This window comes from Pseudomonas sp. BP01 (genome assembly GCF_022760795.1).
Lineage (GTDB): Bacteria > Pseudomonadota > Gammaproteobacteria > Pseudomonadales > Pseudomonadaceae > Aquipseudomonas > Aquipseudomonas putida_Q.
The window spans coordinates 34,938-61,435 of the sequence record NZ_JAFBKA010000014.1 but is presented as its reverse complement, the minus strand read 5'-3'; the positions used below and the strand labels follow the sequence as shown (position 1 = coordinate 61,435).

21 protein-coding genes are annotated in these 26,498 nt (G+C 62.7%); 10 read left to right on the top strand and 11 right to left on the bottom strand.

Annotated features, from left to right (window positions below; all coding sequences use genetic code 11):
* Positions 1-28: 28 nt before the first annotated feature.
* Together JOY50_RS14480 and JOY50_RS14475 are read right to left on the bottom strand one after the other, a co-directional pair.
* Positions 29-643 carry an NAD(P)-dependent oxidoreductase gene (locus JOY50_RS14480; RefSeq protein WP_138737406.1) on the bottom strand — a complete coding sequence of 205 codons (615 nt, stop codon included), beginning with the start codon at positions 641-643 and terminating at the stop codon, positions 29-31.
* 28 nt (positions 644-671) lie between these two features.
* The gene (locus JOY50_RS14475; protein ID WP_132842270.1) at positions 672-1,547 is read right to left on the bottom strand and encodes an MBL fold metallo-hydrolase; all 876 of its coding nucleotides are present in this window, start codon (positions 1,545-1,547) and stop codon (positions 672-674) included.
* Positions 1,548-1,649: 102 nt separating this feature from the next.
* Between JOY50_RS14475 and JOY50_RS14470 the strand changes: the two genes are divergently transcribed.
* Positions 1,650-2,555, top strand: a complete 906-nt coding sequence (locus JOY50_RS14470) for a LysR family transcriptional regulator (RefSeq protein WP_019472698.1) — start codon at positions 1,650-1,652, stop codon at positions 2,553-2,555.
* Positions 2,556-2,807: 252 nt separating this feature from the next.
* Here the strand turns inward: JOY50_RS14470 and JOY50_RS14465 are convergent, their stop codons facing one another.
* On the bottom strand, positions 2,808-3,677 hold the full coding sequence (locus JOY50_RS14465; RefSeq protein WP_132842272.1) for an oxaloacetate decarboxylase: 870 nt from the start codon (positions 3,675-3,677) through the stop codon (positions 2,808-2,810).
* Between the two features lie 362 nt (positions 3,678-4,039).
* Between JOY50_RS14465 and JOY50_RS14460 the strand changes: the two genes are divergently transcribed.
* Positions 4,040-5,491, top strand: a complete 1,452-nt coding sequence (locus JOY50_RS14460) for an MDR family MFS transporter (RefSeq protein WP_243055453.1) — start codon at positions 4,040-4,042, stop codon at positions 5,489-5,491.
* Positions 5,492-5,565: 74 nt separating this feature from the next.
* On the opposite strand, the gene ttgR is transcribed toward JOY50_RS14460, so the two are convergent.
* Positions 5,566-6,198, bottom strand: a complete 633-nt coding sequence (ttgR, locus tag JOY50_RS14455; RefSeq protein WP_016488872.1) for an efflux transport transcriptional regulator TtgR — start codon at positions 6,196-6,198, stop codon at positions 5,566-5,568.
* A 258-nt stretch (positions 6,199-6,456) separates the two neighbouring features.
* Between ttgR and ttgA the strand changes: the two genes are divergently transcribed.
* The 6 genes from ttgA (at position 6,457) to JOY50_RS14425 (ending at position 15,619) form a co-directional block, all read left to right on the top strand.
* Positions 6,457-7,611, top strand: a complete 1,155-nt coding sequence (ttgA, locus tag JOY50_RS14450) for a toluene efflux RND transporter periplasmic adaptor subunit TtgA (protein WP_132842277.1) — start codon at positions 6,457-6,459, stop codon at positions 7,609-7,611.
* A 3-nt stretch (positions 7,612-7,614) separates the two neighbouring features.
* Complete coding sequence (gene ttgB / locus JOY50_RS14445) at positions 7,615-10,767, top strand: multidrug efflux RND transporter permease subunit TtgB (RefSeq protein ID WP_016498129.1); 3,153 nt, start codon at positions 7,615-7,617, stop codon at positions 10,765-10,767.
* On the top strand, positions 10,764-12,218 hold the full coding sequence (locus JOY50_RS14440) for an AdeC/AdeK/OprM family multidrug efflux complex outer membrane factor (RefSeq protein WP_243055452.1): 1,455 nt from the start codon (positions 10,764-10,766) through the stop codon (positions 12,216-12,218). The genes ttgB and JOY50_RS14440 overlap by 4 nt, the downstream gene beginning before the upstream one ends.
* Positions 12,219-12,535: 317 nt before the next feature.
* On the top strand, positions 12,536-13,792 hold the full coding sequence (locus tag JOY50_RS14435; protein ID WP_243055451.1) for an OprD family porin: 1,257 nt from the start codon (positions 12,536-12,538) through the stop codon (positions 13,790-13,792).
* Between the two features lie 202 nt (positions 13,793-13,994).
* Positions 13,995-14,918, top strand: a complete 924-nt coding sequence (locus tag JOY50_RS14430; protein WP_243055450.1) for a LysR family transcriptional regulator — start codon at positions 13,995-13,997, stop codon at positions 14,916-14,918.
* 176 nt (positions 14,919-15,094) lie between these two features.
* Positions 15,095-15,619, top strand: a complete 525-nt coding sequence (locus tag JOY50_RS14425; protein WP_132842285.1) for a DUF962 domain-containing protein — start codon at positions 15,095-15,097, stop codon at positions 15,617-15,619.
* A gap of 113 nt (positions 15,620-15,732) precedes the next feature.
* Here JOY50_RS14425 and pcaC read toward each other — a convergent pair whose 3' ends face one another.
* The 7 genes from pcaC to pcaR all read right to left on the bottom strand — a co-directional run bounded on the left by pcaC (position 15,733) and on the right by pcaR (position 23,823).
* On the bottom strand, positions 15,733-16,128 hold the full coding sequence (pcaC, locus tag JOY50_RS14420; RefSeq protein WP_019473386.1) for a 4-carboxymuconolactone decarboxylase: 396 nt from the start codon (positions 16,126-16,128) through the stop codon (positions 15,733-15,735).
* A 10-nt stretch (positions 16,129-16,138) separates the two neighbouring features.
* The gene (gene pcaD / locus JOY50_RS14415; protein WP_243055449.1) at positions 16,139-16,930 is read right to left on the bottom strand and encodes a 3-oxoadipate enol-lactonase; all 792 of its coding nucleotides are present in this window, start codon (positions 16,928-16,930) and stop codon (positions 16,139-16,141) included.
* A gap of 11 nt (positions 16,931-16,941) precedes the next feature.
* The gene (locus tag JOY50_RS14410) at positions 16,942-18,294 is read right to left on the bottom strand and encodes a 3-carboxy-cis,cis-muconate cycloisomerase (RefSeq protein WP_243055448.1); all 1,353 of its coding nucleotides are present in this window, start codon (positions 18,292-18,294) and stop codon (positions 16,942-16,944) included.
* Positions 18,295-18,303: 9 nt separating this feature from the next.
* Positions 18,304-19,593 (bottom strand): MFS family transporter, encoded by a 1,290-nt coding sequence (locus JOY50_RS14405; protein ID WP_243055447.1) that lies wholly within the window; start codon positions 19,591-19,593, stop codon positions 18,304-18,306.
* 185 nt (positions 19,594-19,778) lie between these two features.
* Positions 19,779-20,981 (bottom strand): 3-oxoadipyl-CoA thiolase, encoded by a 1,203-nt coding sequence (gene pcaF, locus JOY50_RS14400; RefSeq protein ID WP_019473392.1) that lies wholly within the window; start codon positions 20,979-20,981, stop codon positions 19,779-19,781.
* Between the two features lie 261 nt (positions 20,982-21,242).
* Entirely contained in the window at positions 21,243-22,589 is a 1,347-nt protein-coding gene (locus tag JOY50_RS14395) for an MFS transporter (RefSeq protein ID WP_016498119.1), read from the bottom strand.
* A gap of 424 nt (positions 22,590-23,013) precedes the next feature.
* Positions 23,014-23,823 (bottom strand): pca regulon transcriptional regulator PcaR, encoded by an 810-nt coding sequence (pcaR, locus tag JOY50_RS14390; protein ID WP_033732052.1) that lies wholly within the window; start codon positions 23,821-23,823, stop codon positions 23,014-23,016.
* Between the two features lie 542 nt (positions 23,824-24,365).
* Between pcaR and JOY50_RS14385 the strand changes: the two genes are divergently transcribed.
* Both JOY50_RS14385 and JOY50_RS14380 read left to right on the top strand, forming a co-directional pair.
* Complete coding sequence (locus tag JOY50_RS14385) at positions 24,366-24,566, top strand: hypothetical protein (protein ID WP_016488886.1); 201 nt, start codon at positions 24,366-24,368, stop codon at positions 24,564-24,566.
* A gap of 311 nt (positions 24,567-24,877) precedes the next feature.
* The gene (locus JOY50_RS14380) at positions 24,878-26,350 is read left to right on the top strand and encodes an inorganic phosphate transporter (protein ID WP_026034661.1); all 1,473 of its coding nucleotides are present in this window, start codon (positions 24,878-24,880) and stop codon (positions 26,348-26,350) included.
* Positions 26,351-26,498: the final 148 nt, after the last annotated feature.

The following is a 26,498-nucleotide window of genomic DNA, read 5'->3' as shown; positions in this document are numbered from 1 at the left end:
TCGCGGGCATGCCCGCGAAGCAGGCGACTCAATACCCGACGGTAAACCGCTGCCGCGAATGCGCCGGCTTTTCCAGTTCGTCGAGCATGGCAATCGCATAGTCGGCGAAGGTGATCCAGCTTTTGCCATCCGCACCGATCAGCAGATGATCCTTGCCCACTTTGTAGCGCCCACTGCGCTCACCTTCAACAAACTCCGCAGACGGTGAGAGGAAGGTCCAGTCCAGGTTCGGGTCGCGCTGCAACGCTTCCAGAAAACGCACCCCGGCCGTGGCCTCGGCCTTGTAGGCCTCCGGGAAGTCCGGGCTGTCGATCACCCGATGCCCCGACGGCAGCAACAAGCTGCCGGCACCACCCACCACCAGCAGGCGCTTTACCCCGGCCCGTTTGACCGGCTCGATGATGGCATGCGGCTCGATGGTCGAGAAATGCGCCGCGCTCAACACCGCGTCCACCCCCGTTACCGCCGCTTGCAGGGCCGCACTGTCCTTGGCATCCAGCGCCTTGACGGTCACCCCTTCACGGCCTTGCAGTTGCGAAGGGTCACGGGCAATGGCCAATACGCTGTGGCCACGGCGCAGGGCTTCTTCCAGCAACTGGCTACCAGCGCGGCCAGTGGCGCCGATGATTGCGATCTTGCTCATGGGAACACTCTCCATCAATTGAACGGAATTACCACTTCATCTCGCCCTTGGCGACCTTGGCCCCGAGCTCCAGCGAGCTTTCATCGGCCAGGCCCGGGTAACGCTGCTTCATGGCCTCGATCAGCGCGTTGGCGTCTTTCGCCTTGGCGGTTTCGGCATCGAACCCACGAATGTAGTCTGCGGTGAAACGCACAGCCTGCAGTGAACGGCTGCTGTCTCCCAGGTAGTGCCCAGGGATGACCGTGCGTGGCCCCAGCGCTTCGATGTGCGCCAAGGTGCCAAGCCAGTCGGCGTGGGACTTGGCCGATTGAGTATCGGCCATCCACACATGAATGTTTTCAGCCACCACCACGCCACCGACCACCGCCTTGATTGACGGGATCCACACGAAGCTGCGGTCTGGCTGCGGGCCGTCCAGGCCAACCACGTCCAGGGCCTGCCCTTCCAGTGTCAGGCGCTGGCCTTCGAGCACCTGCGGCAACACCAGTCGCGCCGGTTTGTCTGCCCCCATCTGCGGCCCCCAGTACGCCAGCTTGGCGTCCATGGTCTGGCGGATATGTGCAACCGTGGCGGCAGAGGCCAGCACCTTGGCGTCGGGGAAGGCCTGGGTCAGGGTGTCCAGGCCAAAGTAATAGTCCGGGTCGCCGTGGCTGATGTAGATGGTGGTCAAGCGTTTGCCGCCAGCCTGCAGGCGCTGCACCAGTTGCCGGGCCTGGGCCTTGCCGAACTGGGCATCGACCAGCACGGCATCGTGCTCGCCACTGACAATCACCGAGCTGACCGGGAAAATGGCCGCGTGCCCGGGGTTGTAGACGTCCAGTTGCAACGGTTCGGCTGCCAGCGCCGGGCCGGCCAGGGTCACGCAGGCCAGCAGCAGGCCCCGCAGGGGGGTGAACAGGGACATGGGCAAGGCCTTCAGTTGAACGATGCCCAACAGCTTAGTTGCCCGATCCGTGACAAAAAATGCCATGCTTGAACATAGTTTGTTTCTAAAACCGGGCAAATCATGGACCGTCTCAACGCCATGCGCGTTTTCGTTACCGTCGTCGACCTGGGCAGCCAGTCGGCAGCGGCAGACCACCTGCAGCTTTCTCGCCCCGTGGTGTCGCGTTACCTGGCAGAGCTGGAGGACTGGGTTGGCGCGCGGCTAATGCAGCGCACCACTCGAAAGCTCAGCCTCACCGCGGCCGGCCAGGAAACCCTGCCCCGCTGCCGGCAACTGCTGGAACTGGCCGGCGACCTGCAGGCCGCGGTGCAGCAGCCGGATGACGCGCCGAAAGGCGCGCTGCGCATCAGCGTCAGCACCTCTTTCGGCCAGGCGCAGCTGGTGGACGCGGTGACTGCCTATGTGCGGCGCTATCCTGGGGTGAAGGTGGAACTGCAAATGCTCGATCGCACCGTCAACCTGGTGGATGAGCGCATCGACCTGGCCATCCGCACCAGCAACGAGCTGGACCCCAACCTGATCGCCCGCCGCCTGAGCGTGTGCCGCTCGGTGGTGTGCGCGGCCCCGGCCTACCTGAGCGAGCACGGCGTACCGCAACGGGTCGAGGACCTGAGCCGGCACAACTGCCTGACCCATGCCTATTTCGGCCACAGCCTGTGGCATTTCGAGGTAGCCGGCCAGCAGGTCGCCGTACCGGTGGCGGGAAACATCAGCGCCAACGAAGCCATGACATTGCAAAAGGCAGCCCTGGCCAGCGCAGGAATCGCCATGCTGCCAACCTACCAGGCCGCCGACGCCCTGCGCAGGGGCGAACTGGTACGCCTGCTGCCCGAAGCGCAGCCACGTGAACTGAACCTGAATGCGGTGTACACGTCACGCAAGCACATGCCGGCGACCTTGCGCAGCATGTTGGATTTCCTGGTGCAGCGGTTCAAGGACGAGCCGGAGTGGGATCGGGATCTGTAACGCTGAAATTGGCCTACGCTGGAAGGTATCACCTATTGCTGTAACAGGAGGTGAGCACCATGGGCATCAAATCCAGAAGAGTCGCCCTTGTCATGGCCCTGACTGCGGTCGCAGGGCTGTATGGTTCAGCGTGCTGGCGCGCCGAGCTGCTACGCAGTCAGCCCAGCGCCGCAGCCAGCTGCGAGCAGGCACATTGCGTGCCTCACACTGCAACCTTGAGCGCCGTCCGTTGAGTTGACGGCGCCCTGCCGGTCACTCTTCGACGCTCATGTATTCCTTGGCCCAGCGGATGTAATCCTCGGGCTGGGTGTAGGTGTGCGAGAGTTCGGTGGCGCTCAGGTTCTGCGACTTGTTCTGCTGGCCACGCTGCAAGCGCAAGCAATCGTAAGTGGCCTTGATCGCAGCAAAGTAGGCGCCATGGCCATCGACTGCGATACGCACGCCCAGGCGCGCCAGGCGTTCATCGTCATGCAGGTTGGGGTTGCCATAGGTGACCAGCATCAGTGGCACCGTCAGGTGCTCGGCAATCTGCTCGAGCTGCTCGAAGTCCTTCACGCCCACCATGCAGATGCCATCGGCACCGGCCTTCTGGTAGCTCTGGGTGCGCACGATGATTTCTTCGGTGGTGAGCACGCCAGCGTTGGTGCGGGCGATGATCGACAACGACGAATCTACCCGTGCCTCCAGCGCCGCACGGATCTTGCCAACACCTTCCTCGACCGGGATCAGGTCAGTGGACTTGCGCCCGAACTGGGCGGGCAGCAGGGTGTCTTCGATGGTCAGCCCGGCCACGCCGGCGCGCTCCAGTTCGATCACCGTGCGCATCACGTTCAGCGCGTTGCCGTAGCCGTGGTCGGCATCAGCCAGCACGGGCAATTGTGCTACCCGGCCAATACGGGTGGCCTGCTCGACGAACTCGCTGAGGGTAATCAGGGCAAAGTCCGGCGCGGCCAGCACCTGCAACGAAGCGACGGACCCGCCCAGGATGCCGACCTCGAAGCCCAGGTCTGCGGCAATGCGTGCCGACATCGGGTCGAACACCGATGCCGTGTGGTAACAGGAACCTGAAGCGAGCAGTTCGCGGAAGGCAAAACGCAGATCTTGATGGGAAGCCTTGGGCATGATCACTCCGCAAATAAGTTGAAATTTGAACGGTAACTACCGACCCCTGTAATCGGGTCTACCTGACCTGTTCCAACCGTCGCCATCTGGGCGGTCATGCTCGACATGCAGGCAGAGGAATAAAAGGTGTGGGAGACAGCGGGCTGAAAATCCTGCGGCATATTGCTGCACCAAGCTGGTGCAAGCCCCGGATTTCAGCCCCTGTGGCATACCAACGATATCACGCAGCCATGCTGCACTGGATGAATGCGCCAATGCCGATTCGGCATAGGGGATGCAGATAGTACATAGGAAGCTACCTAACTCAGGTTACAATTCGCCTTGCCCGCGAAGAGGCAGCCACAGACAAACAAGGTATTCCCGTGACCGCCGCCCTGCCCCCCACCACACTGCGCAACGTGCTGACCGCCCTGATGCTGGCGATCTTCCTCGGCGCACTGGACCAGACCATCGTCGCCGTCTCGCTGCCCGCGATCTCGGCTCAGTTCAACGATGTCGGCCTGCTGGCGTGGGTTATTTCCGGCTACATGGTGGCAATGACCGTGGCCGTGCCGATCTACGGCAAGCTGGGTGACCTGTACGGGCGGAGGCGGATGATCCTGACCGGCATCAGCCTGTTCACCCTTGCCTCGATCGCCTGCGCCATGGCCCAGGACATGCAGCAACTGGTGCTGGCCCGGGTACTGCAGGGCATTGGCGCGGGTGGCATGGTTTCGGTCAGCCAGGCAATTATCGGCGACTTCGTGCCCCCACGTGAACGTGGCCGCTACCAGGGCTATTTCAGCAGCATGTATGCAGTGGCGAGTGTCGCCGGGCCGGTGCTGGGGGGCTGGTTGACCGAGTACCTGTCATGGCGCTGGGTATTCTGGATCAACCTGCCGCTGGGGCTGGTTGCCTTGTGGGCGATCCACCGGGCCCTTGCCGGCATGCCGGCGCAGCGCCGCGAGGCGCAGGTGGACTACATGGGCGCCGTGCTGCTGATCGTCGGCCTGGGCAGCCTGTTACTGGGCATCACCCTGGTCGGCCAGGGCCACGCCTGGGTCGACCCGGCCGTGCTGGCCTTGTTCGCCTGCGCCGTGCTGGGCCTGGCGCTGTTCATCATTCATGAGCGCCGCTGCCCGGAACCGCTGCTGCCCTTGGGCCTGTTTGGCAACCGGGTCGCGGTGTTGTGCTGGGGCGTGATCTTTTTCGCCAGTTTCCAGTCGATTTCCCTGACCATGCTGATGCCTTTGCGCTACCAGGGCATCACCGGCGCCGGTGCCGACAGCGCCGCCCTGCACCTGCTGCCACTGGCGATGGGGCTACCCCTGGGTGCCTTTACCGGCGGGCGCATGACCAGCCGCACCGGGCGCTACAAGCCGCAAATTCTGGCCGGTGCAGTGCTGATGCCAGTGGCCATTTTTGCCATGGCGCTGACCCCGCCGCAGTCGGGGTGGCTCAGTGCATTGTTCATGCTGCTGACCGGCATTGCCTGCGGGTTGCAGTTCCCGACATCGCTGGTGGGCACGCAAAGCGCGGTGGACAGCAAGGACATCGGGGTGGCCACCAGCACCACCAACCTGTTCCGTTCGCTGGGCGGGGCCATGGGCGTGGCCTGCATGTCCAGCCTGTTACTGGGGCTTTTGCACCAGGGCGGTTTCGAAATGCTGGGGAATCCATTGCTGGGGAGCCTGAAGGCAGGCGAGGTGGACCTGGTCACGCAGGGGCGGTTGACGGAGACGTTCCGGCAGATGTTGATCGGGAGTGGGCTGGTTGCACTGCTCGGGCTGGTTGCCGCAGTGGCATTGCCAGATCGACAACTACGCGGACGCTAAAGGATCAAGCGCTCAGGGCTTAATCCCCTGTTAATACACATGGGAAACACTCCCTCACAATCCTTAACAAAGTGTCATTTGCGCAGGGCCGGGCTCAAGCGCAGCATATCCAGCCCGGTGTCGACCCATTTTTCGACATCACCCAACAGATCGACACTGTCCGGCAGCAACAGCCAGCGCCCGATCAGGCCATCGACATAGGCAAACATGGCCACCGCCGCGCGCTCGACATCCAGCTCGCCAGGCAACTGGCCCCGGCGAACGGCATTGGCCAACGCCAGGGCAATGCCCTTGTGGCAATCCAGCACTGCGCCCTGGCGCTGCTGGCGAATTTCACACATGTCATCGGTGAACTCGCACTTGTGATGCAGGATTTCATTGATACGCCGGGTTCGGGCATCAAGCACAAGCTCGTTGAACACTTGCAACAGCAGCTTGCGCATGCAGCCAAGCGGGTCGACTTCGTCCTCGCTTTCACTCGCCCGCGCCAAGTGGTCATGGGTTTCGTGCAGGCTGTCGAGCAACGCCTGCACCAGCTCTGCCTTGTTGTTGAAGTGCCAGTAGATAGCCCCCCGCGTCACACCCGCCAGTTCGGCGATGTCGGCCAGGGTGGTTCGCGCAACCCCGCGCTTGTAGAAGGCCTTTTCCGCCGCCTCGATGATCTGGGCGCGGGTTTCCTGGGCTTCTTCTTTGGTTCGACGGACCATGGCAGTACAACCTCATCTGGCCCGAACGCGCGGCGCGTGCGGGGGACGCTCCGGGGGCACCTCTGCAGGGAGCCTCGCGGATGAGCTAATCAAGAGCTGTGGCAGTACCTGAGTACAACCCAGCGGTATTTACAAACAACCATGAATGTAAGTATATTCCTTAGCAAGCTATTTATCCACCGGATAGCAATTTTTCCAGATCAAGATCTCTTCCATTACTCTTGAGCGTCTCCCTGCTCCAGCGACCCGAGGATCCTCATGCAATTCAAGCCAGCCGTTACCGCTCTGGTTTCCGCCGTCGCCCTGGCAACCCTGCTCAGTGGCTGTAAGAAAGAAGAAGCAGCGCCAGCGGCGCAGGCTCCTCAGGTCGGCGTCGTGACCATCCAGCCGCAAGCCTTCACCCTGACCTCGGAATTGCCGGGGCGTACCAGTGCCTACCGCGTCGCCGAAGTGCGCCCGCAGGTCAACGGCATCATCCTCAAGCGCCTGTTCAAGGAAGGCAGTGAGGTGAAGGAAGGCCAGCAGCTTTACCAGATCGACCCTGCCGTGTACGAAGCCAACCTGGCCAACGCCCAGGCCAACTTGCAAGCTACCCGCTCCCTGGCCGAGCGCTACAAGCAGCTGATCGACGAACAGGCGGTGTCCAAGCAGGAATACGACGACGCCAATGCCAAACGATTGCAGGCCGATGCTTCGCTGAAAAGCGCCCAGATCGACCTGCGCTACACCAAGGTGCTGGCGCCCATCAGTGGTCGCATCGGCCGCTCGTCGTTTACCGAAGGCGCGCTGGTGAGCAATGGCCAGACCAACGCCATGGCCACCATCCAGCAGCTCGACCCGATCTACGTCGACGTCACCCAGTCCACTGCCGAGCTGCTGAAGCTGCGCCGTGAACTGGAAAGCGGCCAACTGCAGAAGTCTGGCGCCAACACCGCATCGGTTCAGCTGGTGCTGGAAGACGGCAGCCTGTTCAAGCAGGAAGGTCGCCTTGAGTTTTCCGAAGTCGCGGTCGACGAGACCACCGGCTCGGTGACCCTGCGCGCCATCTTCCCCAACCCGGACCACACCCTGCTGCCAGGCATGTTCGTGCATGCGCGGCTCAAGGCCGGGGTCAACAGCCAAGCCATCCTGGCACCGCAGCAAGGCGTGACCCGCGACCTCAAAGGCGCACCGACCGCCCTGGTGGTCAACCAGGAGAACAAGGTCGAACTGCGCCAGCTCAAGGCCAGCCGTACCCTGGGCAGCGACTGGCTGATCGAGGAAGGCCTCAACCCCGGCGACCGCCTGATCACCGAAGGGCTGCAGTACGTGCGCCCGGGCGTCGAAGTCAAGGTAAGCGATGCCACCAACGTGAAGAAGCCAGGCGGCCCTGATCAGGCCAACGCTGCCAAAGCAGACGCCAAAGCGGAGTAAACCATGTCGAAGTTCTTTATCGATCGCCCGATCTTCGCCTGGGTGATCGCCTTGGTTATCATGCTGGTCGGCGCCTTGTCGATCCTGAAGCTGCCGATCAACCAGTACCCAAGCATCGCGCCGCCGGCCATCGCCATCGCCGTGACCTACCCGGGTGCTTCGGCGCAAACCGTGCAGGACACCGTGGTACAGGTGATCGAGCAGCAGCTCAACGGTATCGACAACCTGCGTTATGTGTCGTCGGAAAGCAACTCCGACGGCAGCATGACCATTACTGCCACCTTCGAACAGGGCACCAACCCCGACACCGCCCAGGTCCAGGTTCAGAACAAGCTGAACCTGGCCACCCCATTGCTGCCGCAGGAAGTGCAGCAGCAAGGTATCCGCGTTACCAAGGCAGTGAAGAACTTCCTGCTGGTGATCGGCCTGGTGTCCGAAGACGGCAGCATGACCAAGGACGACTTGGCCAACTACATCGTCTCCAACATGCAGGACCCGATCTCGCGTACTGCGGGTGTGGGTGACTTCCAGGTGTTCGGTGCGCAGTACGCCATGCGTATCTGGCTCGATCCGGCCAAGCTGAACAAGTTCCAGCTGACCCCGGTCGACGTCAAGACCGCCGTGGCCGCGCAGAACGTGCAGGTGTCGTCCGGCCAGCTCGGCGGCCTGCCAGCGCTGCCTGGCACCCAGCTGAACGCCACCATCATCGGCAAGACCCGCCTGCAAACCGCCGAGCAGTTCGAGAAGATCCTGCTCAAGGTCAACAAGGATGGCTCCCAAGTGCGTCTGGGTGACGTCGCGCAAGTGGGCCTGGGCGGTGAAAACTACGCGGTCAGCGCCCAGTTCAACGGCAAGCCGGCTTCCGGCCTGGCCGTAAAACTGGCTACCGGCGCCAACGCCCTGGACACCGCCAAGGCACTGCGCGAGACCATCAAAAGCCTGGAACCGTTCTTCCCACCTGGCGTGAAAGCGGTATTCCCGTATGACACCACCCCGGTGGTCACCGAATCGATCAGCGGTGTGATCCACACCCTGATTGAAGCCGTGGTCCTGGTGTTCCTGGTGATGTACCTGTTCCTGCAGAACTTCCGCGCCACCATCATCACCACCATGACCGTACCGGTGGTGTTGCTGGGTACGTTCGGCATCCTTGCCGCCGCAGGCTTCAGTATCAACACCCTGACCATGTTCGCCATGGTCCTGGCCATCGGCTTGCTGGTGGACGACGCCATCGTCGTGGTGGAGAACGTCGAACGGGTCATGTCCGAAGAAGGGTTACCGCCCAAGGAGGCGACCAAACGTTCGATGGAACAGATCCAGGGCGCCCTGGTGGGTATTGCCCTGGTACTGTCGGCGGTACTGCTGCCCATGGCGTTCTTCGGTGGTTCCACAGGTGTGATCTACCGGCAGTTCTCCATCACCATCGTGTCGGCCATGGGCCTCTCGGTGCTGGTAGCGCTTATCTTCACCCCGGCACTGTGCGCCACCATGCTCAAGCCGCTGAAGAAAGGTGAGCACCACACCGCCAAAGGCGGGTTCTTTGGCTGGTTCAACCGCAACTTCGACCGCAGCGTAAACGGCTACGAGCGCAGCGTGGGCACTATCCTGCGCAACAAGGTGCCGTTCCTGCTCGGCTACGCGCTGATCGTGGTCGGCATGATCTGGCTGTTCGCCCGCATCCCTACTGCCTTCCTCCCGGAAGAAGACCAGGGCGTACTGTTTGCCCAGGTACAGACCCCGGCCGGCTCCAGTGCCGAACGTACGCAGGTTGTGGTTGACCAGATGCGTGAGTACCTGTTGAAGGAAGAGGCCGACACCGTGGCATCGGTGTTCACCGTCAACGGCTTCAACTTCGCCGGCCGCGGCCAGAGCTCGGGTATGGCGTTCATCATGCTCAAGCCGTGGGGCGAGCGCTCCAAGGAGAACAGTGTGTTCGCCCTGGCCGAGCGTGCCCAGCAGCACTTCTTCACCTTCCGCGACGCGATGGTGTTCGCCTTCGCGCCGCCTGCGGTACTCGAACTGGGTAACGCTACCGGCTTCGACGTGTTCCTGCAGGACCGCGGCGGTGTCGGCCATGCCAAACTCATGGAAGCGCGCAACCAGTTCCTGGCAAAGGCCGCACAAAGCAAGGTACTCAGTGCCGTGCGCCCGAACGGCCTGAACGATGAGCCGCAGTACCAGCTGACTATCGATGACGAACGTGCAAGCGCCCTGGGCGTGACCATTGCCGACATCAACAACACCCTGTCGATTGCACTGGGTGCCAGCTATGTCAACGACTTCATCGACCGTGGCCGAGTCAAGAAGGTGTACATCCAGGGCGAACCAAACGCGCGGATGAGCCCGGAAGACCTGCAGAAGTGGTATGTGCGCAACGGTGCAGGCGAAATGGTCCCGTTCTCGTCGTTCGCCAAAGGCGAGTGGACCTACGGTTCGCCCAAGCTGTCCCGTTACAACGGCGTCGAGGCGATGGAAATCCTGGGTGCTCCGGCCCCGGGCTACAGCACCGGTGATGCCATGGCCGAGGTGGAACGCATCGCGGGCGAGTTGCCGGACGGTATCGGCTTCTCCTGGACCGGCATGTCTTACGAGGAAAAACTCTCCGGCTCGCAGATGCCGGCACTGTTCGCCCTCTCTGTGCTGTTCGTGTTCCTGTGCCTGGCTGCACTCTATGAAAGCTGGTCGATCCCGATCGCCGTCGTGCTGGTAGTACCGCTGGGTATCATCGGTGCACTGATCGCCACCAGCCTGCGCGGGCTGTCCAACGACACGTACTTCCTGGTCGGCCTGTTGACCACCATTGGTCTTGCGGCGAAAAACGCCATTCTGATCGTCGAGTTCGCCAAGGAACTGCACGAACAAGGCCGCAGCCTGTACGACGCAGCCATTGAGGCGTGCCGCATGCGTCTGCGCCCGATCATCATGACCTCGCTGGCGTTCATCCTCGGCGTGGTACCGTTGACCATCGCCAGCGGCGCCGGCGCCGGCAGCCAGCACGCCATTGGTACTGGCGTGATCGGCGGCATGATCAGTGCGACCGTGCTGGCTATCTTCTGGGTACCACTGTTCTTCGTCGCAGTGTCGTCGTTGTTCGGCAGCAAAGAGCCGGAAAAAGACGCCACCCCTGAAACTCCACGTTATGAGGCTGGGCAATGACCAAGTCTTTGTTGTCCCTGGCAGTAACCGCTTTCATTCTTGGCGGCTGCTCGCTGATCCCTGACTACCAGACCCCGGACGCGCCGGTGGCAGCGCAGTGGCCGCAAGGCCCTGCGTACTCGCCGACGCAATCGGCAGACGTTGCTGCCGCCGAACAGGGCTGGCGCCAGTTCTTCCACGACCCGGCGCTGCAACAGCTGATCCAGACTTCGCTGGTCAACAACCGCGACCTGCGCGTCGCGGCGCTGAACCTCGACGCCTACCGCGCGCAGTACCGCATTCAGCGTGCCGATCTGTTCCCGGCAGTTTCGGCCACCGGCAGCGGCAGCCGCCAGCGCGTACCGGCGAACATGTCGCAAACCGGCGAATCGGGCATCACCAGCCAGTACTCGGCCACCCTGGGCGTCAGCGCTTATGAGCTGGACCTGTTCGGCCGTGTGCGCAGCCTGACCGAGCAGGCGCTGGAAACCTACCTGTCCAGCGAGCAGGCGCGTCGCTCCACGCAAATTGCCCTGGTCGCCAGCGTGGCCAACGCCTACTACACCTGGCAGGCCGACCAGGCCCTGTTCAAGCTGACCGAAGAAACGCTGAAGACCTACGAGGAAAGCTACAACCTCACCCGTCGCAGCAATGAAGTCGGCGTGGCTTCGGCCCTCGACGTCAGCCAGGCGCGCACCGCCGTGGAAGGCGCCCGGGTCAAGTACTCGCAGTACCAGCGCCTGGTCGCCCAGGACGTCAACAGCCTGACCGTGCTGCTGGGCACCGGCATTCCGGCCAACCTGGCCAAGCCACTGGAGCTCAATGCCGACCAGCTGGCCGAAGTGCCGGCCGGCCTGCCGTCGGACATCCTCCAGCGTCGCCCGGACATCCAGGAAGCCGAGCACCTGCTCAAGGCCGCCAATGCCAACATTGGTGCCGCCCGTGCAGCGTTCTTCCCGAGCATCAGCCTGACCGCCAACGCTGGCAGCCTGAGCCCCGACATGGGTCACCTGTTCGCCGGTGGCCAGGGCACCTGGCTGTTCCAGCCGCAGATCAACCTGCCGATCTTCAACGCCGGCAGCCTGAGGGCCAGCCTGGACTACTCGAAGATCCAGAAGGACATCAACGTCGCCAAGTACGAAAAAACCATCCAGACCGCCTTCCAGGAAGTCTCCGATGGCCTGGCGGCGCGCAAGACCTTCGAAGAGCAGCTGCAGGCCCAGCGCGACCTGGTGCAGGCGAACCAGGATTACTACCGCCTGGCCGAGCGCCGCTACCGCATCGGGATCGACAGCAACCTGACCTTCCTCGACGCCCAGCGCAACCTGTTCAGCGCCCAACAGTCGCTGATTACCGACCGCCTTTCGCAGCTGACCAGCGAGGTCAACCTGTACAAGGCGCTCGGCGGTGGCTGGTATGAGCAGACCGGGCAGGCCAACCAGCAGGCATCGGTGCAAGCACCGAAAGGCTGATTGAGTTCGTAGCAGCATCGAGCCCACCTTTACGGTGGGCTTTTTGTTTTGCCGAGGGCTGTTGTTGCTTCGGACGCTCGACCTGCGGGAGCAGCCTAGTGCTGCGACGAGCCTGTCAAAGCAAAATAATTAACCAACTGGAACATTCCGTTCGATTATCGCCCCGTTCCGTTTGCGGCGAATTGCCTCACCCCCGCACTACCCCGCAACATCCGCTTACGCAACGTTGCCCAAGTTCATCAAAAAAAGACCCGCACCTGCAGGCTCGATCCAGCAGTGCACCGGCTCGCCCCATAAAAACAAGAGATCCACGACAGATGAGCACTTTGCAACCCGCACGCCAGCTGCTGCCCGGCCTGTTGGCCATGTCCTGCGCCCTCCCCGTGTTCGCCGCCAACGAAGGTGGTTTCATGGAGGACGCCAAGGCCACCCTCAACCTGCGCAATTTCTACATCAACCGCAATTTCGTCGACCCGGCCAACGCGCAGGGCAAGGCCGAAGAATGGACGCAAAGCTTCATTCTCGACGCCCGCTCCGGCTTCACCCAAGGCACCGTCGGTTTCGGGGTGGACGTGCTGGGCCTGTACTCGGTCAAGCTCGACGGCGGCAAAGGCACCACCAACACACACCTGCTACCCGTGCATGACGACGGCCGCCCGGCCGATGACTTCGGCCGCCTGGGTGTGGCGCTGAAAGCCAAGCTGTCGGAAACCGAGCTGAAAGTGGGTGAATGGATGCCGGTACTGCCCATCCTGCGCTCGGACGATGGTCGCTCACTGCCGCAAACCTTCCGCGGTGGCCAGCTGACCTCCAAAGAAATTGCCGGCCTGACGCTGTACGCCGGCCAGTTCCGCGGCAACAGCCCGCGCAACGACGCCAGCATGGAAGACATGTCGATGAACGGCAAAGGCGCGTTCACCTCCGATCGTTTCAACTTCGGCGGTGGCGAGTACACCTTCAACGACAAGCGCACCATGATCGGCCTGTGGGATGCCCAGCTCAAAGACATCTACCGTCAGCAATACCTCAACCTGACGCACAGCCAGCCGCTGGGCGACTGGACCCTGGGCGCCAATCTGGGCTACTTCATCGGCAAGGAAGACGGCGCAGAGCGCGCCGGCGAGCTGGACAACCGCACCGCCTCGGCCATGCTTTCGGCGCGCTACCAGGGCCACACCTTCTACGTGGGCCTGCAGAAGGTCAGCGGCGACGATGCCTGGATGCGGGTCAACGGTACCAGTGGCGGCACCCTGGCCAACGACAGCTACAACTCCAGCTTCGACAATGCCAAGGAGCGTTCCTGGCAGCTGCGCCATGACTTCAACTTCGCTACCGTTGGCGTGCCTGGGCTGACCCTGATGAACCGCTACATCAAGGGTGAAAACGTCACCGTAGGCAGCGTGGATGACGGCAAGGAATGGGCTCGCGAGACCGAACTGGCCTATGTGGTGCAGTCGGGCAGCTTGAAGGACCTGTCGGTGAAATGGCGCAACTCCACCATGCGCCGGGACTTCAGTACCAACGCCTTTGACGAGAACCGGCTGATCGTGAGTTACCCGCTGAATCTCCTTTGAATGCTTCGCGGGCACGCCCGCTCCCACAGGGATTGCACCAGCCTTGAATTCTGCGCCCTACCTGTGGGAGCGGACATGCCCGCGAAGAGGCCAGAAGCCCTTGCAAATAACCAAAAGAAATAACCAAATCCATAAACCTTCTTTGACGACATAAGCTGTAACAGCTTGAATAGGGCCCTGATTCCCGCCCCAGAGCCGTGACATGGACCTCCGCCAGCTGCGTTACTTCATCGCCCTCACCGAATACCGCAGTTTCGTCCGTGCCGCCGAGGCCATGGGCATCACCCAACCCGCCTTCAGCCGCGCCATCCAGGGCCTGGAACACACATTCGGCTGCCCGCTGGTAGACCGCGCCAGCAAGGCCCTACTGCCAACCCCCGAGGGCCTGGTGGTACTCCAACACGCACGCCGCCTGGTGCAGGGCGCTGCGCAACTGAGCAACGAGGTGCTGCAAATGACCAAGCTCGACGCCGGCGAGCTGCATTTCGGCAGCGGCCCGGCGCTGGCGGTGCGCCTGGTCCCCGACGCCTTGCGCCACTTCATCGAGCACCACCCCGGCATCCGCACCTCGTTGCTGGTGGACAATGCCGAACGCCTCGGCCAAGCCCTGCGTCGTGAACAGATCGAGTTTTTTGTCGACGATATCCGCCCGTTCGAAGCCGACCCCAACTTCCACACCGAGCCTCTGTCGCCACGCCCCGGCCTGTTTTTCTGCCGCCCGGGCCACCCATTGCTGGCCAAGAACAGCCTGTCGACCAACGACCTGTTCAGCTACCCACTGGCCAGCGCCCTGCTCGCCCCCGGCGTGCGCAAGCGCCTGGCCAACCTGAGCGGGCGCAGCGACTTCATCCCGCACCTGCAGACCGAGCACCTGGCCATACTGCGCAGCGTGGTGCAGGCCAGCGACGCCATCGGCACGGCCAGCGAGGAGGCAGTGGCCGAGGACCTGGCCGCGGGCACACTGGTGCGCCTGCACTGGCGCAACCTGCCGCCGGCGCTGGAGGTGTTGAGCGTGCGTTGCGGGGTGGTCAGCCGTAGCGGCTACCGATTGTCGCCGGCGGCGCGGGCGATGATCGAGACGCTGGTGGGGCTGGATACGCCAGTGCGGGCTGCTGCCATTCGCTGAGCTGATGATAGTGGTGGCTGCGGGCTATCCTGAGCTATATGGGTTGCCAGTGCCGGCCCTTTCACGGGTGAACCCGCTCCCACAGGATTTCGTGGATCCATGTGGGAGCGGGTTCACCCGTGAAAGGGCCGGTACAGGCAATACACCTAGATCAGGCACACCAGGGAGGCACAACAATGAAAACCCTCGTCGACCACCTGAGCCAATACGCCAGCTACCACCGCGACCCACGCAACATCGCCACCCACTTCGTAGGCATCCCGATAATCGTGCTGGCAGTCACCATCCTGCTGTCACGCCCAGGCTGGGAAATAGCTGGCATGTGGCTATCCCCTGCCCTGCTGGCAGCGGCGGCTTCGGTGTGGTTCTACCTGCGCCTGGACCTGCGCTTCGGGTTGGTGATGGGGCTGTTGCTGGGACTGTGCCTGTGGGTCGGCCAGGTGCTGGCCGTACAGACAACAACGCTGTGGCTCAGCGCCGGGCTGGGGGCATTCCTGGTGGGCTGGATCATCCAGTTCGTCGGCCATTACTACGAAGGCCGCAAACCTGCATTTGTCGACGATGTCAGCGGCCTGATCATCGGGCCGCTGTTCGTGGTGGCGGAAGCCGCGTTCATGCTGGGCCTGTGCCCGGCCCTGAAACAGGCCGTAGAAAACAACGCAGGCCCGGTAGCCATGCGTCAGAAGAACACGGTCATGTAAACATTCCATGGCCCTCTCGCCGGCAAGCCAGCTCCCACAGGGATTGCACTGCCCTCAGGCCTGATGCAATCCCTGTGGGAGCTGGCTTGCCGGCGAGAGGGCCAGTGCAGGCATTACTGCTGTCGAGACTCTACACCCAGTTCATCCCACACCGACTCAGCCAAGTGGAACGTGGCATTGGCCGCCGGGATGCCGCAATAGATCGCGCTCTGCATCAGCACTTCCTTGATCTCTTCACGGGTCACGCCATTGTTGGCTGCGGCGCGCAGGTGCAGTTTCAGTTCCTCGTTGCGGTTCATGCCGATCAGCATGGCGATGGTGATCAGGCTGCGGGTGTGACGCGGCAGGCCCGGGCGGGTCCAGATATCACCCCAGGCGTGGCGGGTGATCATCTCCTGGAACTCGCCGTTGAAGTCATTGAGCTTTTCCAGGCTACGGTCCACGTGGGCATCGCCAAGCACCGCACGGCGCACTTGCATGCCGGCGTCGTAACGTTGTTTCTCATCCATGGCGTTGTCCTCAGTGAGCCAGCAGGAAGTCGAGCACGCGGCGGCTGAACGCCTCACCGATTTCGACGTTGGACAGGTGCGCTGCCGGGAAGTCGACATATTCGGCACCTTTGATACCGGCCTGCATGAAGCGGCCATGTTCAGGGGTGGTGACCACGTCTTCGGTGCCAGCAACGATCAGCGCGGGCACCTGGATGCGGCCCAGTTGCTCACGGTAATCGGCATCACGCACCGCTGCGCAGTTGGCGGCATAACCTTGCGGGCTGGTTTGCGCCAGCATCTGGCAAATGCGCTGGGCTTGCTCAGGCTGGGCCTGGGCAAAGCCTGGGGTGAACCAGCGTGCGATAGAGCCATCGCGCAGGTCGACCATGGCCTGCTGGCCACCCTTGAGCACGGTGTCGATACGGGGGTTCCACACCTCGTCACTGGCGATCTTGGCGGCGGTGTTGCACAGGGTCAGGCTGTGCAGGCGATGGCCGGCGTTGATACCCAGCCACTGGCCGATCAGGCCACCCATCGACAGGCCGACGAAATGCGCTTTCTGGATGTCCAGGCCATCGAGCAGGGCCAGCACGTCACCGCCCAGCTGTTCGATGGTGTATGGGCCTTCGGTGACCAACGATGCGCCATGGCCACGGGTGTCGTAGCGCAGCACGCGAAAGTGCTGGCTCCACAGCGGAATCTGGGTGTCCCACATGCCCAGGTCGGTGCCCAGCGAGTTGGACAGGACCAGCACCGGGGCGTTTTCCGGGCCATCGATCTGGTAATTCAAAACGCCATCGGCCAGTTGCAAATGCGCCACAGCAGTCTCCTTCAGGCAGTGAAATGTTGATGTTCGGATACAGCGCGCGCCACCCAGACGCGGGCTTGGCCCAGGTAATGGGCAGGGTCGAGCAGGCGATCAAGTTCTTCGGAAGACAGCTCGGCACTGACCTGCGGTTCATCACCCAGTACTGCACGCAGGTGGCGCTGCTCGGCGACGGCGCGCTGGCAGCATTGTTCCAGCAAGTGGTGGGCACGGTCGCGGCCCAGGCGCTGGGCGAGGACAATACTCACCGCCTCTGCCAGCACCAGCCCTTGGGTCAGGTCGAGGTTACGGCGCATGCGCGCTGCGTCCACTTCCATGCCCTCGGCGATCACCTGGGCCTGGCGCAGCGCGCCGGAGACCAGGCAGCAGATGTCCGGGAGGGTTTCCCATTCGGCATGCCACAGGCCCAGGCTGCGCTCGTGCTCCTGGGGCATGGCGGCGAACAGCGTCGATACCAGCCCCGGCACGCGGGTCGCGGCACCGATCAGCACCGCAGCGCCCACCGGGTTGCGCTTGTGTGGCATGGTCGAAGAGCCGCCCTTGCCCGGTGCGGAAGGCTCGAACACCTCCCCCGCCTCGGTTTGCATCAGCAGGCTGACATCGCGGCCGAACTTGCCCAGGCTGCCAGCCACAAGGCCCAGCACCGAGGCAAACTCCACCAGGCGATCACGCTGGGTGTGCCAGGGTTGCTCGGGCAGGGTCAGCTTCAGTTGCTCGGCCAGGGCCTCGGCCACCGGCATCGCCTTGCTGCCCAGAGCGGCCAGGCTGCCCGAGGCGCCGCCGAACTGCAGCACCAACAGGCGCGGGCGCAGTTCCTGCAGGCGCTGACGGTGGCGGGTCAATGCCCCCAGCACGCCAGCCAGTTTCATGCCCAGGGTCACCGGGGTAGCGTGTTGCAGCCAGGTGCGGCCCACCATTGGCGTATCGGCATGCTTCAAGGCCTGCTGGGCCAGGGTATCGGCCAGTTTGCCCAGGTCGGCTTCGATCAGGTCGAGGGCATCGCGCAACTGCAGGACCAACCCGGTGTCCATCGCGTCCTGGCTGGTGGCGCCCAGGTGCACATAGCGCTCGGCCTCAGGCACGCCACTGGCAATCACCTTGCCCAACGCCTTCACCAGCGGGATTGCCGAGTTGCCAGCGGTGGCGATGGCATTGGCCAGCGCCCCCACGTCATAGCGCTCGGCCTGGCATGCCGCCTCGATGGCGGCCACGGCGCTGTGCGGGACCAGCCCGGCAGCGGCTTCGGCACGGGCCAGCGCGGCTTCGAAATCGAGCATGCCCTGCAAGCGGCCACGGTCGGAGAAAATCTCGCGCATGGCCGGCGCGGTGAAGTAGGCGTCGAACAATTGGTTGGTCATGCCACGTCCTTAGTCATCGTGGTGCAGGTACGCGGCCTGCTTCGGCAGCCGCAGGCTGAACAGGAAGGCAATCGCCATCATGGCCGTCACGTACCAGTAGAAAGTGTTTTCCATGCCCAGGGTCTTCAGGCCCAGGGCCACGTACTCGGCGGAGCCGCCGAATGCCGCGTTGGCTACTGCGTAGGCCAGGCCCACACCCAGCGCACGCACCTGTGGCGGGAACATCTCGGCCTTCACCAGGCCGCTGATCGAGGTGTAAAAACTGACAATACACAACGCCAGGCTGATCAGCACGAAGGCCATGAACGGACTGGTGACTGTTTTCAGCGCCATCAGCAGCGGCACAGTGCACAGGGTACCGAGCGCGCCGAACAGCAGCATCGAATTGCGTCGGCCGATGCGGTCGGACAGCATGCCGAAGAACGGCTGCAGCACCATGAACAGGAACAGCGCGCCGGTCATCACGTAACTGGCGTTTTTCGCCGTCATGCCGGCGGTGTTGACCAGGTACTTCTGCATGTAGGTGGTGAAGGTGTAGAAGATCAGCGAGCCGCCGGCGGTGTACCCCAGCACGGTAATGAAGGCAGCCGCATGGTTGCGGAACAGGCCGCCAATCGAACCTGCATCCTTGTCATTGCGGGTTTCGGCGCTGCTGGTCTCGTGCAGCGAGCGGCGCAACATCAACGAGATCAGCGCGGCGATGGCCCCTACGACGAATGGAATGCGCCAGCCCCAGGCCCGCAGTTCATCTTCAGTCAGCAGTTGCTGCAGGATCACCACCACCAGCACCGCCAGCAACTGCCCGCCGATCAGGGTGACGTACTGGAACGAAGCGAAGAAGCCGCGCTGCCCCCGCAGGGCCACTTCACTCATGTAGGTGGCGGTAGTGCCGTATTCGCCACCCACCGACAGGCCCTGGATCAGGCGGGCCAGCAACAGCAGCGCCGGGGCCCAGGTGCCGATGCTGTCATAGGTGGGCAGGCAGGCGATCATCAGGGAGCCGAAGCACATCATCAGCACCGAGATCATCAGGGAATTCTTGCGACCATGGCGGTCAGCGAGGCGACCGAAGATCCAGCCACCGATGGGGCGCATCAAAAAGCCTGCGGCGAACACACCGGCCGTGTTCAACAGCTGCACGGTAGGGTCGTCGGAGGGGAAGAAGGCCGGGGCGAAGTAGATAGCGCAGAAGGCGTAGACGTAGAAGTCGAACCATTCCACCAGGTTGCCTGATGAGGCACCGACGATAGCGAAGATGCGCTTGCTGCGTTCTTCGCCGGTGTAATAGGTTGAGGTCATGACGGTTTTACTCCTGGAGGGTCCTAGGTAAGTCTAGACATACCTGGTAACACACTCGTTCCGCTACCTGGCTGGCAATTGGCCTTATGTCGAAGCTACAGGCCCTATTACGGGCAAGCCCGCTCCTACAGGGAGAGCGTGGTTCCTTGTAGGAGCGGGCTTGCCCGCGATAGGGCCGGTACAGGTCAAACCCGCTCGATGGCCAGCGCCAGACCTTGGCCGACACCCACACACATGGTCGCCAGGCCCTTACGCCCGCCGCTTTTCTCCAGCTGATGCAGCGCAGTCAGCACCAGGCGCGCACCGCTCATGCCCAGCGGGTGCCCCAAGGCGATTGCGCCGCCATTAGGGTTGACCTGCGGCGCATCGTCGGCCACACCCAGCTCACGCAGCACCGCCAGGCCTTGGCTGGCAAAGGCTTCGTTAAGCTCGATAACGTCGAAATCACTCACCGCCACACCCAAGCGCTCGGTCAGCTTGCGCACCGCCGGCACCGGGCCAATGCCCATCACCCGTGGTGCAACACCGCCGCTGGCCATGCCCAGTACCCGGGCACGCGGGGTCAGGCCGTGCTTCTTCACCGCCTCTGCCGACGCTAGGATCAGCGCCGCAGCACCGTCGTTCACGCCCGACGCGTTGCCGGCGGTGACAGTCTTGTCCGGGCCGTTGACCGGCTTGAGCTTGGTCAGCGCCTCCAACGTGGTTTCCGGACGCAGGTGCTCGTCACGCTCGACGATGGTTTCGCCCTTCTTGTGTGCAATACGCACCGGCACGATCTCTTCGGCGAAGAAGCCAGCAGCCTGGGCGGCTGCAGCCTTCTGCTGGCTGCGCAGCGCGAAAGCGTCCTGGTCAGCGCGCGAAACCTGGTAATCATCGGCTACGTTATCGGCGGTTTCCGGCATGGAGTCCACACCGTACTGGCTCTTCATCAGCGGGTTGATGAAACGCCAGCCGATGGTGGTGTCTTCAAGCTTCATGTTGCGCGAATAACCGCTTTCAGCCTTGCCCATGACGAACGGTGCGCGCGACATCGACTCGACGCCGCCGGCAATCACCAGCTCCATTTCGCCGCTGGCGATGGCACGGAAGGCGGTGCCGATGGCATCCATGCCCGACGCGCACAGGCGGTTCAGGGTGACGCCCGGGATGCTTTCCGGCAGGCCGGCCAGCAGCAGCGCCATGCGCGCCACGTTGCGGTTGTCTTCACCGGCCTGGTTGGCGCAGCCGAAGAACACTTCATCAACCTGGTCCCACTGCACAGCAGGATTGCGCTCGATCAGCGCTTTGAGTGGCACGGCAGCCAGGTCGTCGGCACGCACACCCGCCAGGGCGCCGCCAAAGCGGCCGATCGGGGTGCGGATGGCGTCACAGATAAATACGTCGCGCATTAGGCTTCTCCTGCCACTGGCCATAGGCCGCGGCGGTACGTTTGGAGGCTACTGGTCAGGGTGCTTCGATGAGCTCAGATTAAGGAGACTGGCGGTAGGCTTACAATCCGATAATCGACTATCTGTGCGATTATCGAACTATTTGTTGCGTTGCTACTTATCTGCATGCCGGGGCTGCTGCGCAGCCCTATCGCGACACAAGGCCGCTCCCTGTAGGAGCAGCCTTGTGCTGCGAATGGCCAACAAAGCGGCCCCCGCGTCTCAGGTCGCGTCGGCGTGGCTCACCAGCCCTTTCACGATTACACCTACGGTAGCCAGCGCCGCAGGCACCAGCAACGCCGTCAGTACCTGCTCGAAGTTCCAGCCCAGGCCCAGCAGCGTTGCGCCGCTCCAGGCCCCGAGAATCGCACCGAAGCGGCCGATACCCAGCATCCACGATACACCCGTGGCACGGCCTTGGGTCGGGTAGAAGCGTGCTGCCAGCGACGGCATCGCCGACTGCGCACCGTTCACGCACATACCCGCAATCAGCACCAGGGTGGCCAACACGGTGATGTTGCCCAGGCTCTGCCCTACGGCGTAGGCGAACACCCCGGCCAGCAGGTAGAAAATGCCGATTACCTTGTGCGGGTTGTAGCGGTCCATGGCCCAACCCACACCCACGGCACTCAGCACGCCGCCGAACTGGAACAGCGCACCGATGAACGCGGCCTGCTCCATGCTCGCACCGCTGTCACGCATCAAGGTTGGCAGCCAGCTGGTCAGCAGGTAGACGATTACCAGGCCCATAAAGTAGGTCAGCCACAGCAGCATGGTGCCCAGGCCATAAGTGCCGGAGAAGATCACCGCGAACACGCTGCGCGCGGCCACGGCCTTTTGCTCTGGCACGCTGAAGCTGCCCGCCTCGGCCACCACCTGCGGCGCAATGGGCGAAAGGGTCTTGCGGATCTTGTCGGTACCACGGTTGCGCACCACCAGGAACCGCGCCGACTCCGGCAACCACACCATCAACACCAGCGCCAGCAGCAGTGGCAGCACGCCGCCGATTACCAGCAGGCTGTGCCAGCCATAGGCCGGGATCATCTTGGCGGAAATGAAGCCACCACCGGCCATGCCCAGGTTGAAGCCGCAGAACATGCTGGTCACCAGCAGCGACTTGAGGCGTTCGGGGGTGTATTCGGACAGCAGCGTGGTGGCATTGGGCATGCCGGCACCCAGGCCCAGGCCGGTCAGGAAGCGCAGCACCAGCAACTGGTCGACGTTGGTGGCATAGGCCGAGGCCAGGCTGAAACCGCCAAACACCAGCACCGCGCCCACCAGCACGCCTTTGCGGCCGAAGCGGTCAGCCAACGGTCCGGAGCCCAAGGCACCGAACACCATGCCGATCAATGCGGCGCTCATCACCGGGCCCAGGCTGGCCCGGTCGATACCCCACTCCTGCGACAGCGCTGGGGCGATGAAGCCCATGGCGGCAGTGTCCAGGCCATCGAGGAAGACGATCAGGAAGCACAGCAACACGACCCGCCACTGGTAGCGGGACAGCGGCTGCTGATTGATGAACGACTGGACGTCGAGGCTTTTGCCGACGCTGTTTTGCGCTTGGTTCATTGTTGTTATCCAGAATGTAGGGCACAGCCAGACCACTGCACACGGGCAACCGGCACAGAGGACGATGATTGGGAAATATGGCCTGCGTCAGCCTGGATATAACGGTGCTGCGTGCGGGTGCGGCCGCAGCAGCAAGTGGACAGTATTCATGGTAAGTGCCTCTTGTATTTTTTGTTCGGTCGGCTTGGCCGACCGTTGCGAGAGACATTAATCAGCGGGCGGCGGTGGCGCAATTCGCCCGGAGCGACACTGTGCGTTTATCGCACAAGAAACTGTTTTGCCTGTTCTAAATGTGAAAGGGGGCGCTCCGCGCCCCATTCCCCGGCAAGCCAGCTCCCACAGGCATTGCGCATTCGCAGCTTTCACAGTTTCCGTGGGAGTTCGGCTTGCCGACGATTGGGCCGCTTTGCGGCCCCCTGCAATCTCAGCCAAACAACTGATGGCAAAGGTCCCGGCTGGCCGCCAGCAGGATCGGCAGGAAGCGCTGTTCCAGCTCACTGCGTGTCACCCGCCCCACATGGGTGCTCACGTTCAATGCCGCCAACACCTGCCCCGAAGCGTCATAGATCGGCACGGCAATCGACCGCAGCCCTTGCTCCAGCTCCTGGTCCACCACGCACCAGCCTTGGGCGCGCACCTGCTGGATACAGGCGAACAGTGACTCGGGGTCATGCAGGGTACGGCTGGTGCGTGCCTTCAGGTCGGCACGCTCCAGGTATTCACGCAGGCTGGTGTCGTCCATCGCCGCCAGCAGGATGCGCCCCATCGATGTGCAATAGGCCGGCAGGCGCCCGCCCACCGACAGGTCGACCGATATCAGCCGCTCCACCGTGGCCGAACGCGCTATATAAAGAATGTCGTCGCCTTCAAGAGTGGCCATGTTGGCGGCTTCGTGCAATTGGTCACTGATGCGGTCCAGATAAGGCTGGGCCGAGATCGCCAGTGGCGTCGAAGACAGGTAGGCGTGCCCCAGCGTCAGCACCTTGGGCAGCAGCGAATAGGTACGCCCGTCAGAGGTGGCGTAACCCAGCTTGATCAGCGTGTGCAGGCAACGGCGCACCGCTGCGCGGGGGATTTCGGTGCGGTGGCTGATCTGGGCGATGGTCAGGTGGCGCTTGCGCTCCTGAAAGGCCTGAATCACGGCCAGGCCACGCGCCAGGGAAGTCATGAAGTCTGGATCGCCGGTAAATGCCTGGATGCGCTTGGCTGGGGAAGCCACGATCGGCGGCGCCATGGCCGCCGAGGCGGGTCGCGCCGGCTCTGCATTGACCGAATCGTTGACTAGGGTTTCGTCACTCATCGCACACCTCAAAAAAAACGCCCACTCGTGCGATTATCGAACAAACGGCCGATAATCGCAATTGACCGCTGACACTTTTGCTTATACCTTTCTCATGCCACTTGTGGCTTCTTTGGAGAGACTGGTCAGGTACCCACCGTAGAAGTCCCCAGGCAACGGCCTCGCCTTTTGGCGAGGCCGTTTTTCATTCGGGCGTTGCCCCCGGCATTGCAGCGAACTTTTATCCGCAATGCCTTTCAAACTTGTACGAAGCGTCCGAACTGTTCCCCGCACCTGCCACTAGTTGCGTCAGATGCTGTCAGGGTTGGGTAAATAACAATGTTCGGCGAATTATCGGTTGCTATAATCGAGGGCGCAGGCCCCGACACGGGCAGGGTAATGGAACCTTCCCGCTATCTAGCCGTTGCGGCCTGCAGGGCATGTGCATGTTGCACGACGCATAACAACAGTCATCACACTTAATTCAGGTACTGCATGTGACGAAAGATGAACTGCGCGCAGAACTCGAGCGCCAGGCTGAACGTTACAAGGATGTTTACGGTGGCGAAGTCACCACTTACGCCGCACAACCGGATCCGGAACGCAAACCTTGGCGCAAGCGTGCCAGCGTGCGCGACCAAGCGTTCAACCAGGAACTGGAACGCATCGAAAAGGAACTGCGCAGCGACAATCCCTGACCTGGGACCACGCCAGCGCGTCGCCGCCCGGCCAGCCCGGGCGCGGTCGATCTTTACCGCCTGACCGATGATGAAATGGAATTACACAAATTTCATACGCTCGTTTGAATGCTGACGGCACGGCCATTTCTTTGATTTTTAGGCTGTTTTAGCCACGCTTTGCGCTTTTTAGCTGACATTTCCCAGCCTGAATACCCCTGCTCACACCGGGTGGTCACGCCATGAAGATTGCCTTCGGTCTGTAGCAGGTGCATCGATTGCCAAGGTTTTCTGGCATAATCCCGCCCCCCTATACCCGCCAGACAACCTTCATGATCGATTTATTCAGCGGACTGGATGCCTGGGTGTTGGTGAGCCTGCTGCTCGCCTTGACCTTCGTACTCGCCTTCGAGTTCATCAATGGCTTTCATGACACCGCCAACGCGGTAGCTACAGTCATCTATACCAAAGCCATGCCGCCGCACCTCGCCGTGTTCTTCTCCGGCGTGTTCAACTTCCTTGGCGTTCTGCTCGGCGGTGTGGGGGTGGCCTATGCCATCGTGCACCTGCTGCCAGTAGAGCTGCTGATCAATGTGAACACCGGACACGGCCTGGCCATGGTCTTCTCGCTGCTGGCTGCGGCCATCACCTGGAACCTGGGTACCTGGTACTTCGGCATCCCCGCCTCCAGCTCGCACACGCTGATCGGCTCCATTCTCGGTGTCGGCCTGGCCAACGCCCTGATCAACGACATCCCGCTGGGTGATGGCGTCAACTGGCAGAAGGCGATCGACATCGCCATGTCGCTGGTGGTTTCACCAATGGCCGGCTTTGCCGTTGCAGCCCTGGTGCTGATCGGCCTGAAGTGGTGGCGCCCGCTGTCGAAGATGCACAAGACCCCCGACCAGCGCCGCAAGCTCGACGACAAGAAGCACCCGCCATTCTGGAACCGCATGGTCCTGGTGGTTTCGGCCATGGGCGTGAGCTTCGTGCACGGTTCCAACGACGGCCAGAAAGGCATCGGCCTGATCATGCTGGTGCTGATCGGTATTGTCCCGGCCAAGTTCGTACTCGACCTGAACAGCACCACCTACCAGATCGAGCGTACCCGCGACGCGACCCTGCACATGAGCCAGTTCTACCAGCGCAACGCCGCCACCCTGGGCGACTTCCTGGCACTGGGCAAGGCCAAGTCCAGCGACCTGCCGGAGAAGTTCAGCTGCAACCCGCAGCAGACCGAGCCGACCATCGCCGCGCTGCAGTCCTCGCTTCAGGGCGTGACCGACTACCACAGCCTGGATGCCGACAAACGCGTTGAAGTGCGCCGCTACCTGCTGTGCCTGGATGACACCGCGAAGAAGGTTGGCAAGCTGCCAGGCCTCGACGCGCGTGAAAAGGCCGACCTGGAAAAACTGCGTAAAGACCTTACCGCCACCACTGAGTACGCGCCGTTCTGGGTGATCGTGGCCGTTGCACTGGCCCTGGGCCTGGGCACCATGGTTGGCTGGAAGCGTGTGGTACTGACCGTTGGCGAGAAGATCGGCAAACAGGGCATGACCTATGCCCAGGGCATGTCGGCACAGATCACTGCGGCCTGCGCCATCGGCATGGCCAACGTGTTCGCCTTGCCGGTATCGACCACCCATGTGCTGTCGTCCGGTGTGGCCGGCACCATGGTCGCCAACAAGAGCGGCCTGCAAGGCGGCACGGTGAAGACCATCCTGCTGGCCTGGGTCCTGACCCTGCCGGCCTCGATGGGCCTGGCCGCCGGCCTGTTCTGGCTGGCATCAAAAGCCATTGGCTGAGTGACACCGCAATAGAAGAAGGCGCCTCATGGGCGCCTTTTTCATAGGAGTCATTCCTGTACCGGCCCTATCGCCGGCAAGCCAGCTCCCACAGGTACCGCACCGCCCACCTGGCCTGTGCAGTACCTGTGGGAGCTGGCTTGCCGGC

Coding starts and splice junctions, on each gene's coding strand:
- JOY50_RS14480 (WP_138737406.1), bottom strand. CDS start 643: ATGAGCAAGATCGCAATCATCGGCGCCACTGGCCGCGCTGGTAGCCAG.
- JOY50_RS14475 (WP_132842270.1), bottom strand. CDS start 1,547: ATGTCCCTGTTCACCCCCCTGCGGGGCCTGCTGCTGGCCTGCGTGACC.
- JOY50_RS14470 (WP_019472698.1), top strand. CDS start 1,650: ATGGACCGTCTCAACGCCATGCGCGTTTTCGTTACCGTCGTCGACCTG.
- JOY50_RS14465 (WP_132842272.1), bottom strand. CDS start 3,677: ATGCCCAAGGCTTCCCATCAAGATCTGCGTTTTGCCTTCCGCGAACTG.
- ttgR (WP_016488872.1), bottom strand. CDS start 6,198: ATGGTCCGTCGAACCAAAGAAGAAGCCCAGGAAACCCGCGCCCAGATC.
- ttgA (WP_132842277.1), top strand. CDS start 6,457: ATGCAATTCAAGCCAGCCGTTACCGCTCTGGTTTCCGCCGTCGCCCTG.
- ttgB (WP_016498129.1), top strand. CDS start 7,615: ATGTCGAAGTTCTTTATCGATCGCCCGATCTTCGCCTGGGTGATCGCC.
- JOY50_RS14440 (WP_243055452.1), top strand. CDS start 10,764: ATGACCAAGTCTTTGTTGTCCCTGGCAGTAACCGCTTTCATTCTTGGC.
- JOY50_RS14435 (WP_243055451.1), top strand. CDS start 12,536: ATGAGCACTTTGCAACCCGCACGCCAGCTGCTGCCCGGCCTGTTGGCC.
- JOY50_RS14430 (WP_243055450.1), top strand. CDS start 13,995: ATGGACCTCCGCCAGCTGCGTTACTTCATCGCCCTCACCGAATACCGC.
- JOY50_RS14425 (WP_132842285.1), top strand. CDS start 15,095: ATGAAAACCCTCGTCGACCACCTGAGCCAATACGCCAGCTACCACCGC.
- pcaC (WP_019473386.1), bottom strand. CDS start 16,128: ATGGATGAGAAACAACGTTACGACGCCGGCATGCAAGTGCGCCGTGCG.
- JOY50_RS14410 (WP_243055448.1), bottom strand. CDS start 18,294: ATGACCAACCAATTGTTCGACGCCTACTTCACCGCGCCGGCCATGCGC.
- JOY50_RS14405 (WP_243055447.1), bottom strand. CDS start 19,593: ATGACCTCAACCTATTACACCGGCGAAGAACGCAGCAAGCGCATCTTC.
- pcaF (WP_019473392.1), bottom strand. CDS start 20,981: ATGCGCGACGTATTTATCTGTGACGCCATCCGCACCCCGATCGGCCGC.
- JOY50_RS14395 (WP_016498119.1), bottom strand. CDS start 22,589: ATGAACCAAGCGCAAAACAGCGTCGGCAAAAGCCTCGACGTCCAGTCG.
- pcaR (WP_033732052.1), bottom strand. CDS start 23,823: ATGGCGCCGCCGATCGTGGCTTCCCCAGCCAAGCGCATCCAGGCATTT.
- JOY50_RS14380 (WP_026034661.1), top strand. CDS start 24,878: ATGATCGATTTATTCAGCGGACTGGATGCCTGGGTGTTGGTGAGCCTG.